The organism is Streptomyces sp. HSW2009 (assembly GCF_040240285.1).
Lineage (GTDB): Bacteria > Actinomycetota > Actinomycetes > Streptomycetales > Streptomycetaceae > Streptomyces.
Map to the genome: position 1 here is coordinate 1 of NZ_JBEHZD010000295.1, position 9,565 is coordinate 9,565.

8 protein-coding genes are annotated in these 9,565 nt (G+C 73.6%); 2 read left to right on the forward strand and 6 right to left on the reverse strand.

The features are described from left to right. Positions 1–655 precede the first annotated feature (655 nt). Positions 656–3,001 (reverse strand): heavy metal translocating P-type ATPase, encoded by a 2,346-nt coding sequence (locus tag AAHZ94_RS20925; protein ID WP_349994513.1) that lies wholly within the window; start codon positions 2,999–3,001, stop codon positions 656–658. A 590-nt stretch (positions 3,002–3,591) separates the two neighbouring features. Here AAHZ94_RS20925 and AAHZ94_RS20930 point away from each other — a divergent pair. Continuing rightward, entirely contained in the window at positions 3,592–3,885 is a 294-nt protein-coding gene (locus AAHZ94_RS20930) for a hypothetical protein (protein ID WP_349994514.1), read from the forward strand. Between the two features lie 104 nt (positions 3,886–3,989). Next, positions 3,990–4,973 (forward strand): SRA domain-containing endonuclease, encoded by a 984-nt coding sequence (locus AAHZ94_RS20935; protein WP_349994515.1) that lies wholly within the window; start codon positions 3,990–3,992, stop codon positions 4,971–4,973. A gap of 57 nt (positions 4,974–5,030) precedes the next feature. Here the strand turns inward: AAHZ94_RS20935 and AAHZ94_RS20940 are convergent, their stop codons facing one another. The 5 genes from AAHZ94_RS20940 to AAHZ94_RS20960 form a co-directional block, all read right to left on the reverse strand. Continuing rightward, complete coding sequence (locus AAHZ94_RS20940; protein ID WP_349994516.1) at positions 5,031–5,885, reverse strand: class I SAM-dependent methyltransferase; 855 nt, start codon at positions 5,883–5,885, stop codon at positions 5,031–5,033. 245 nt (positions 5,886–6,130) lie between these two features. Further along, positions 6,131–7,414, reverse strand: coding sequence for a WS/DGAT/MGAT family O-acyltransferase (locus AAHZ94_RS20945; RefSeq protein WP_349994517.1), 1,284 nt, complete (start codon positions 7,412–7,414; stop codon positions 6,131–6,133). Between the two features lie 229 nt (positions 7,415–7,643). Further along, positions 7,644–8,402 carry a class I SAM-dependent methyltransferase gene (locus AAHZ94_RS20950; RefSeq protein WP_349994518.1) on the reverse strand — a complete coding sequence of 253 codons (759 nt, stop codon included), beginning with the start codon at positions 8,400–8,402 and terminating at the stop codon, positions 7,644–7,646. A gap of 151 nt (positions 8,403–8,553) precedes the next feature. Continuing rightward, the gene (locus AAHZ94_RS20955; protein ID WP_349994519.1) at positions 8,554–8,991 is read right to left on the reverse strand and encodes a nucleoside deaminase; all 438 of its coding nucleotides are present in this window, start codon (positions 8,989–8,991) and stop codon (positions 8,554–8,556) included. After that, positions 8,988–9,565 (reverse strand): LLM class oxidoreductase (locus AAHZ94_RS20960; protein ID WP_502964728.1); only part of this gene is annotated, 578 nt, incomplete at its 5' end. The genes AAHZ94_RS20955 and AAHZ94_RS20960, both read right to left, overlap by 4 nt.

Sequence of the window (9,565 nt, forward strand, 5' to 3'; positions counted from 1 at the left end):
GGCCCGGCGCCCGGGGTGGAACGGGCGGTGGAACGGCTGGGTGGGCTTACGCGAATGCGTTACGCGTCGGGTTCCGGGAGGGGTGGCCGGAAGGGGATGCGCGGGCCCGACTTCGAGCCGCGGAAGGTCGAGTGGAATGGCGAATCCGGGTGCAGTGGGAAACGTTTCCTCCGGGTCACGAAGGATAACGTTACGTGTCCCGAGGATAACGAAAAGGACGTCTATTGTCGCCTGCGCAATGAAATGCAGTTCATATGATTAATTCGGCCTGTTCTGAGTGGCCCGGCGGTGGCCCAACCGCCGCAGCCCGGGCGGCCTCTCCCGTACGCACCCCGGCCCGGACGGCCCCCCGTACACACACCAACACGAGGGCGCCTGCCCGCGTCAACACCCCGGCCCCGGGCGATCCCCCGTACCCACTCCAGCCTGGCCACCCCCTCCCGTACCCGCCCCGGCCCGGGCGACCTCCCCCGTACACACGCCAGTGGGGTCGGGATTCCTCCCGACCCCACTGGCCCTACCGGCCCCACTAGCCCCACGGGCCCCGCCGACCTAACAACCCCCCCCTCACCCGGCACCCCACCCACCGGCCCCGCACCGCGAGCCACTCCCGCACCCGCACCCACCCCCGCACTCCAAGCCACCCCCTACTGCCCTACTGCGCAGCCTTAAAGCTCCGCAGCCGCAGGCTGTTGCCGACCACGAAGACCGAGGAGAAGGCCATCGCGGCGCCGGCGATCATCGGGTTGAGCAGGCCGGCCGCGGCGAGCGGCAGCGCGGCCACGTTGTAGGCGAAGGCCCAGAACAGGTTGGACTTGATGGTGCGCAGTGTGCGCCGGGAGAGTCGGATCGCGTCGGCCGCCACCCGCAGGTCACCCCGTACCAGCGTCAGGTCGCCGGCCTCGATGGCGGCGTCGGTGCCGGTGCCCATCGCGAGGCCGAGATCGGCCTGGGCGAGGGCCGCGGCGTCGTTGACCCCGTCGCCGACCATGGCCACCGAACGGCCTTCGGCCTGGAGCCGCTTGACGACGTCGACCTTGTCCTCCGGCATGACCTCGGCGATCACCTCGTCGATGCCGACCTCGGCGGCGACGGAACGGGCCACCGCCGTGTTGTCGCCGGTGAGCAGGATCGGGGTGAGGCCGAGCGCGCGCAGCCTGGTGATGGCCTCGGCGCTGGTGTCCTTGACCGCGTCGGCGACTTCGAGGACGGCGCGCGCCTGCCCGTCCCAGGCCACCGCGACCGCGGTCCGGCCGCCGGCCTCGGCCGCGGCCTTGGCGGCTGCGAGGTCGGCCGGCAGCTCCATGGCCCACTCGGCCAGCAGCTTCTCCCGGCCGACCAGTACCGCGTGGCCGTCCACGACGCCCTGCACGCCGAGCCCCGGCACGTTCGCGAAGTCCTCGGGGGTGGGCAGGTCGCCGACGCGTTCGGTGGCGCCGGTGGCGATGGCCCGGGCGATCGGGTGCTCGGACGCGTGCTCAAGGGCGCCGGCCAGCCGCAGCGCCTGTTCCGCACTGGTGCCGGCGGCGGTGTGGGTGGCGAGCAGGGTCATGGTGCCGGTGGTGACGGTGCCGGTCTTGTCCAGAACGATGGGGTCCACGCGCCGGGTGGTCTCCAGGACCTCGGGGCCCTTGATGAGGATGCCGAGTTGGGCGCCGCGCCCGGTGCCGACCATCAGCGCGGTGGGCGTGGCGAGGCCGAGCGCGCAGGGGCAGGCGATGATGAGGACGGCCACGGCCGCGGTGAACGCCGCGGTCAGCCCGACGCCGTTGCCGAGCCAGAAGCCGAGGGTGGCGATGGCGAGCGCGATGACGACGGGGACGAAGACCGCGGAGATGCGGTCCGCGAGCCGCTGCGCCGCCGCCTTGCCGTTCTGCGCGTCCTCCACCAGCTTGGCCATCCGGGCCAGTTGGGTGTCGGCGCCGACCCGGGTGGCCTCCACGACCAGCCGGCCGCCCGCGTTGAGCGTGGCGCCGGTGACCGCGTCGCCGACCGCGACCTCCACCGGCACGGACTCGCCGGTCAGCACGGACGCGTCCACCGCGGAGCTGCCCTCGATGACCACGCCGTCGGTGGCGATGGTCTCGCCGGGCCGGACCACGAAGTGGTCGCCGGTCGCCAGGTCCTCGATCGCGATGCGCTCCTCGCGGCCCCCGCGGACCACGGTGACCTCCTTGGCGCCGAGTTCGATCAGCGCCCGCAGCGCGGCCCCCGCCTTCCGCTTGGAGCGGGCCTCGAAGTACCGCCCGGCCAGGATGAACGCGGTGACGCCGGCCGCCGCCTCCAGATAGATGTTGCCGGCGCCGTCCGTCCTGGCGACGGTCAGGTCGAACCCGTGGGTCATGCCCGGGGTGCCCGCGGTGCCGAAGAACAGGGCCCACACCGACCACAGGAACGCGGCGCTGGTGCCGACCGATATCAGCGTGTCCATGGTGGCCGCGCCGTGCCGGGCGTTGGTGAAGGCCGCCCGGTGGAAGGGCCAGGCCGCGTACGTGACGACGGGCGCGGCGAGCGTCAGCGACAGCCACTGCCAGTACTCGAACTGCCAGGCCGGCACCATCGCGAGCACGATCACCGGCACGGCCAGCAGCACCGCGGTGATCAGCCGCTGGCGCAGCGGCGTGAGCGGATCGGGCCCGCCGCCGTCCGGGTCGCCCGGCCCCGGCGACCTGGCCGGCGCGGTGCCGGCCCCGACGCTGCCGGCGTCGGCACCTGCGCCTGCGGCGTACGCGTCGTACGGGCCGGAGCCGACCGGGCGCCGGGGGCGGGCCGGGGCGGGTGGCGTGGCGGTGTAGCCGGTGGCTTCGACGGTGCCGACCAGGTCCGCGACGGTGACCCCGTCGGCGTAGCTGACCTTGGCCTTCTCGGTGGCGTAGTTGACGGTCGCGCTGACCCCGTCCATCCGGTTGAGCTTCTTCTCCACCCGGGCGGCGCACGAGGCGCAGGTCATCCCGCCAATGGCGAGCTCAACCTCGGCCGGCTCGGTCACCGTGCTGGTCATCGTCCACTCCTCGTGCCCGGTGGGGCGGCTGCCCCACAGCGGCTGGTCCGCTACGACTGATCAATACCCCTGGGGGGTATCCCTCGCCCTTCTAGGTATACGCCTCGCGCACGCCGGGTGCAAGGCCGGCGCCCGCTTGACTATGTACCCCCTGGGGGTATCTTCAACAGGGCGGACAGCGCGCAGCGGGACCGGAATCCGGCCCCGCGGAGTAGGTCCGCACGTGGGGCGGCCGGCGCCGCAGGCGGGCGTCATCTGCATCGCGTACGAGGGCTGGCGCCGCGGGTGGGCGCGACAGGCACCCGTGTACGAGGCGCATCACGTACGAGGCGCGCCGCGCATGGGGCGCATCAGTACGAGGCGCACCGCACGACAGCACGCAGCACAAGCACGGCATACAGAACCCGTACGACCCCGTATGACCCCGTATGGCAAGCACGGCAGCAACACCGGTACAGCCCGCATCACCCGCGTCACATGAGGCCCACCCGGCCACACGCACCAGCACGCAGCACCCGTACGAACGCACCCGTACGAACGCATACGGACCCGCCCGAACCCGCAGCACACCTCTCCCGAAGGAGCCCGCCATGAACACAGGACTGAAGGTGGCCACGTTCGTCGCCGCGCTCGCCGCGACGTTCGGTACCGCGTACGGGGTGGGCGCCGCCGTCGACCCGGTGGGCGACCCCAAGCCGGCCACCCACACCGACCACCCCGGCAACCAGCCGAAGGAGCGCCCCGCGCAGCATCCGTCGGGCCACCCGTCGCAGCACCCGTCGGGCCACCCCTCCGGCCACCCGTCGGGCCACCCGGCCACGGACCCCACCACCACCCCGCACGACATGGCCCTGCGCCTCGTACCGCCGCCGGCCCAGGGCTGACGGGCCGGCCCGCCGCGCCGCGGGGATTGTCAGTGGGGCGTGGCAGAGTCGGTGTGAGCGCAGGGCCGGGGCCAGGGCCAGCGCACCGCACGAGGGGGAGCGAGATGACCAAGCCCAGCGAGCCGGCACCCGCGGAGACCGGCCCGTCCGCCGCCGAGGGCACGCCCGCCGACGTTCCCTGGACGCTGCGCCCGGGCGAGGCCATCGCGCGCAAGGAGCTGCACGCCCGCTTCGGCGGCCGGTCGCAGGGCGGGATCGGGCCGTCGGCCAAGTCGCCGCACGTCTTCGTCTTCACCGACCCGGCCGCCGGCGAGCAACACGGCTACTACGACGACTGGATGCCGGACGGCCTGTTCCACTACACCGGCGAGGGTCAGCGCGGCGACCAGCGGATGGTTTCCGGCAATGCGACCGTCCTGCGCCACCGCGAGGAGGGCCGGGCGCTGCGGGTCTTCGAGGGGGCCAGGGGCGTCGTGACCTACCGCGGCGAGTTCGCCGTGGACCCGGAGAACCCCTGGTACGAGGCGGATGCGCCGGAGACCGACGACGGGCCGCTGCGCAAGGTGATCGTCTTCCGGCTGCGGCCCGTCGACACCGCGCCGCAGCCGCCCACGACCACGCTGGGCCGGCTGCACGCCGATGCGCCGGACCCGGTGACGGCCGTGCCGCTGGAGTCCACCACCAGCGAGCGCAGCTACGTACAGCCCCGGCGCGAACCGTACGAGGCGGAGCGCGCCGAGGCGCGGCTCGTCGCCCACTTCAGCGCCCACCTCGCGCGCCACGGGCACGCCGCGCACCGGCACCAGATACTGCCGCCGGGCGAGAGCCGCCCCCTGTTCACCGACCTGTACGCGCCGGACCTCGGCCTGCTGGTCGAGGCCAAGGGGAGTGTGACCAGGGAGAACGTTCGGATGGCGGTGGGCCAGTTGGCTGACTACGGCCGGTTCCTGCCCGCCGCCCACCGCGCCGTTCTGCTGCCCTCCCGCCCCCGCGCCGATCTGCTCGCCCTGGTCGCCAGCCAGGGCGGCGCCGTGCTGTGGCCCGAGGGCGATGGGTACGGGTCGACGGTGGTGGGGCTGCTGCCCTAGCCGCCGCCCGGCCGAGCGGGGTCACCCGCGCCCCGATCGGCCGGGCCGGTCGCTCGCTCAGCCCGCCGCGCGCGCCCGCAGGGCGAACATCAGCGGGATCTTGGGGTGTTCGGAGGTCAGCCGCCACCAGCCCTGCGCGGTCCGCTCCATGCCGTCGAAGCGCGGCCAGGGCAGCAGGTCCGTCTCGCGCAGCAGGTCGACGGTGAGGCCGGCCCCCAGCAGGGCCGTCACGATGTCGCCGAGCCCGTGCCGCCACTCGTAGCAGGTGGTCGCCTCGGCGAGCGGCGGCCCGTCGGTGTAGGTGTGCGCCACCTCCATGCGCTGCGCGCCCCGCCCGCCCAGATAGTCCTGCCGCAGCCGGAGGAACTGTTCGCCGGGCGTCGGCACCGAACCGAGCGCGTGCAGCACCGGATGGAACTCCACCAGGTAAAGGAAGCCGCCCGGGCGTAGCAACGAGGCCGCGGTCTCGGCCCAACGTCCAAGGTCAGGTAGGTAGTGCAGGGCGCCTTTGCCGGTGTACAGCACGTCGAACCGCCGCCCGTCGAGCGCGGCCACCGCGTCGTACACATCGGCCTGTACGTAGTGGACCTCGTGCCCGGCCCGCTCTGCGATCCGGCGCGCCTCCTCGATCGCCGCGCCGGAGAAGTCGAGCCCGGCGGTGTGCGCGGCACCGCGTTCGGCGAAGGCGAGCGTCTCGGTCCCCAGATGGCACTGGAGGTGCAGCACGTCGCGGCCGGCCAGGTCGCCTATGTCGGCCCACTCGAAGTCGGCGAACCACTCGATGCCGCCGTCGACGTCGCCCAGCCCGTAGAACGCGCTGTTCACATGGATGGGCGTACGGGCGTCCCAGTTGTCGCGGTTGGCGCGGATCAGGTCGGACACGTCGCGTGATTCGAAAGCGTCTGCGGTCATGGGCCTTTTGTACGTCGCATACGCGCTCACCACTAGGGCGCCCTTCGGCCGCCGCTGCTGGATCTGCCGGGCTCTTCGCCCCACTAAGTCCGCTCCGTGGCCGTTCTGCTGCGGGGCATTCTTACCCCGCTCGCCTGTTCTGGGACGGCCCTCTCCTGCCCCTCTCGGCGGGCTCCCCGTGCAGCCGGCTCACTCCGCGTCGGTTGCCGTGGGCCGGGCGGGTGGCGCGGCCGGCGCGGAATCCGTCACGCCGCCCCCACCACGCGCTGCCACAACCCCGGCAACTCCGCGGCCCGCGGCAGCGCCGTGTCGTAGACCAGACCACACCGCAGGACCTCGGCCGCCCGGGTGAACGAGACGTATCCGAGGAGCCCGTCGTGGACGTCGTAGATCATCGACGCGCCGGTCAGCGGCGCGCCGAGGCAGTGCAGGGTGTCGGCGACGGTGACCGAGCTGGCGCCGATCGGGACCGCGTTCTTGACCACGGTCATCGCCAACTCGCCAGCTCGGTGTGGCAACATCCGCACCAGGAGCCGGCGTACGTCGCGGGTGTGGGTGCGGCGTACGGCGTCGGTCTGCCGCCGCACCGCGGCCAGCGCGTCCGGCAGCCGCCCGGCGGCGGTGGGCAGCACCAGCCGGTGGCCCACCACGTGGTTGCCCGGCGCGTACCGTTCGGCCGGGCCGCGCGTGGACATCGCCACCACCACGGGCAGCTCACTGCGCCCGGCCGCGGCGCCACCGCCGTGCCAGTCGCGCAGCGCCCCGGCCAGTCCGGCCAGCGCCACGTCGTTGACGCTGGTGCCGGCCGCGTCGGCCAGCTCGCGCAACCGGGCCAGCGGTACGTCACGGCCCACCCACCCCGTCCGGCCGGTCGGCGAAACGCGCAGCTCAGGCCAGTCGCGGGGGCCGCCGTACGCGCGCAGTTGGCGGGCCGCGTCCGCGGCGGCGAGCAGTGCCCCCGATACCGTCGGCGGGCCGGGCGGGTACAGGTGCGGCCCCGCGGCGGGTTCGTCGCCGAACAGTGCCAAGGCGGAGTGGGCGGCCCCCCCCCCGTCCTGCACCGCGTGGTGCACCCGCAACAACACCCGAAACCCCGCGCCCTCGCCCGCCCCCGCATCTGCGCCCGTGCCTGAGCCCCCCCCCACACCCATGCCCGCGCCCGCATCCAACCCCAACACCCACACGTCCCAGGGTGGATGCTCGGCCCCAGGCAGCGGCCGGCTCAGCAACTCGTCGGTCATGGCGGCGAGTTCAGCCGCGTCCCGCAGCCCCACCCGCCACCGCACGTGCACCTCGGGGACCAACTCCGTACGCCGTCGGCGCCAGCTCCGCGCCCGTCCCACCGGACGCAACAGGTTGAGCGCGGGCACCCCGGCCGCACGCCGCACCACCCGCTCCGCCAACGCCGCCCGTTCCGGCACCGGTCCCGCGAAGTCGAGCAGGAACCCGGTGGTGGGTTGGTGGTAGCGGGCGAGCGCCAGGAAGGCGCGGTCGATCGGCCCGACGGCATCCGACCCAGCCACCTTCACCTGAACCCCTCCTCCACGAAGCCCCGACCCGAACCACCTACCCCCGGCACCCCCAACCCCCACCGCACCACACCCACTCGCCCCAACCACTCACCGAGCAACCCACCACTCGCCGGCAACCCAACCACGTACCGGGCCATCAACCCATCAAGCAGCAAACCCACCGAGCGACCACCCCGCCAACCCACCCCGCCAACCCACCTCCCACCCCACGGCTACCCACTACCACCTAAGGCCGTGCCACCAGCGCAAATCGATGGCTGTGTGCCCGCAGCGGCTCGCCCGCCACCATCCTGGTGTGCAGGGCGCGCAGCCGTTGCGCGTACCGGTCCGGGGTGAAGTCGGGTACGTGCCAGGGGGTGATGCGGAGGAAGAGGACGAGTGCCCCGACGTCGTGGAAGGTGGCGGGCAGGCGGGCTTCCTGCTGCCAGTCGACGGTGAAACCGGCGGCGCGCAGTTGCCCGCCCGCGGCGGCCAGGTCCCAGTCGGCGTAGCCGTGCGCCGGGGCGCCGAGTGCCTGATTGACCTCGGCCAGGTCGCCGCCACCGACCTGTTGGGTGACGAACACCCCGCCAGGCCGCAGCACCCGCCGCACCTCGGCCGGGTCGTACGACTCGTGCCGGCTGACGACCAGGTCGAACGCGTCGTCGGCGAAGGGCAGCAGGTCGTCGTCACCCACCTCGGCGACCTCGACGCCGAGCGGTTCGAGCCGCTCCCTGGCCACCGGTACGTTGGGCGCGAACCCCTCGGTGGCCGCGGTCCTGGCAGGCAGTGGCTGCAAGGCGGCCAACACCTCGCCCCCGCCGGTCCCGAGGTCGAGCAACGCGGTGGCCGAGGCCAGCCGTTCGCGCACCAACTCCGGGTAGTTCCACGGCAGGTCCGCGTCACCCACCTCCGCGTACCGCCCCTGGAACACCCCGAAGTCCCACCCCTCGAACGGCGTCGTCAACCCTTCGGCGACCAACTCGTCGTAACCCGTGTCACTCACGCTGGCTGTCCTTCCCGGTCCGGGGCGAGGGGCGGCCGGGCCGGCGCGCTGCCTCGTACCCGACGGTATACGGGGCGGGTGGGGCCGGGATGGTTGGCCCCGGGCAGCGAGCCCGGCCTTGGGGCGGCTGGCCCCGGGGGACCGGCCCGCCTCAGCGCTCCCCGAAGTACGTCTCGACGGGCCCGCGCGCCTCGTCGAACAACCCGGGTCCGTCCTGCGGCACCGCCGACCACGAACCCAACACCGGTACGAGCTGCACCAGTTGGGAGGTCGACAGGGCGTACACGACGCGGCCGACGCCGGACAGGGCGAGGGCGCCGGCGCACATGCCGCACGGCTGGCAACTGGTGTAGAGGGTGGTGCCGGCGGCCGTCTCCCGGTCGAGCCGGCCGGCTGCCCAGCGGGCGAGTTTGAGCTCGGGGTGGGCTGTGATGTCGTCGTCGCGCCGCACCGTGTTGTGTGCCTCGGCGATGACGGTGCCGTCCGGGCCGGCGAGCAGCGAACCGAACGGCGCGTCCCCCAGGGTGACGGCGCGGGCCGCGATGTCAATGGCCCGGCGCAGCAATGCCTCGTCGGCGGGTTCGATCACGCTGCGGCCCTCCAGTGCTTTGCCACCTCGGCCACCTCGGCCAGCGCCCGCCAGGCCGGCTCGGGCCGGCGGGTCTCCGCGGGATCTCCGTGGTACGGGTCGAACACGACGGTTTCGGCGCCGAGCAGCCTGAGTTGTTCGAGGTCGTCGCGGACCTGCTCGATGGTGCCGACGCCGGCCGGCCGCGCGGGATCGTCGACGGGGGCGTCCGTGAGCCGCAGCGCGATACGGGGTGCGAACCCCGGCAGCGCGTGCTCCGCGAGGATCGTGCGCATCCGCGCCGTCGAGAGCCGCAGCGGATGCCAGGCGTCCCCGAACCTCACCACCCGACGCAGCGCCGCCGCACTCTGCCCACCCACCCACACCGGCACCGGCGCCCCACCACTCACACCCGCCACACCCACCGCGCCCCCAGCAGACTCCGTACGTCCCGGCCCCGTTGGCCCCGGCCCCGTACGCCCCGCCTCCGCCGCGCCCGCCGTCACCCCGGCCTCCCGCAACACGCTCAAACACGCATCGGTCAGCCGCCCGCGCTCGCCGAACGGCACCCCGAGCGCGGCGAACTCCTCCTTGG

What these genes read in the sequence shown, in the direction of transcription:
- AAHZ94_RS20935 (WP_349994515.1), top strand. Translation starts at nt 3,990, where the DNA reads ATGACCAAGCCCAGCGAGCCGGCACCCGCGGAGACCGGCCCGTCCGCC.
- AAHZ94_RS20925 (WP_349994513.1), bottom strand. Translation starts at nt 3,001, where the DNA reads ATGACCAGCACGGTGACCGAGCCGGCCGAGGTTGAGCTCGCCATTGGC.
- AAHZ94_RS20940 (WP_349994516.1), bottom strand. Translation starts at nt 5,885, where the DNA reads ATGACCGCAGACGCTTTCGAATCACGCGACGTGTCCGACCTGATCCGC.
- AAHZ94_RS20930 (WP_349994514.1), top strand. Translation starts at nt 3,592, where the DNA reads ATGAACACAGGACTGAAGGTGGCCACGTTCGTCGCCGCGCTCGCCGCG.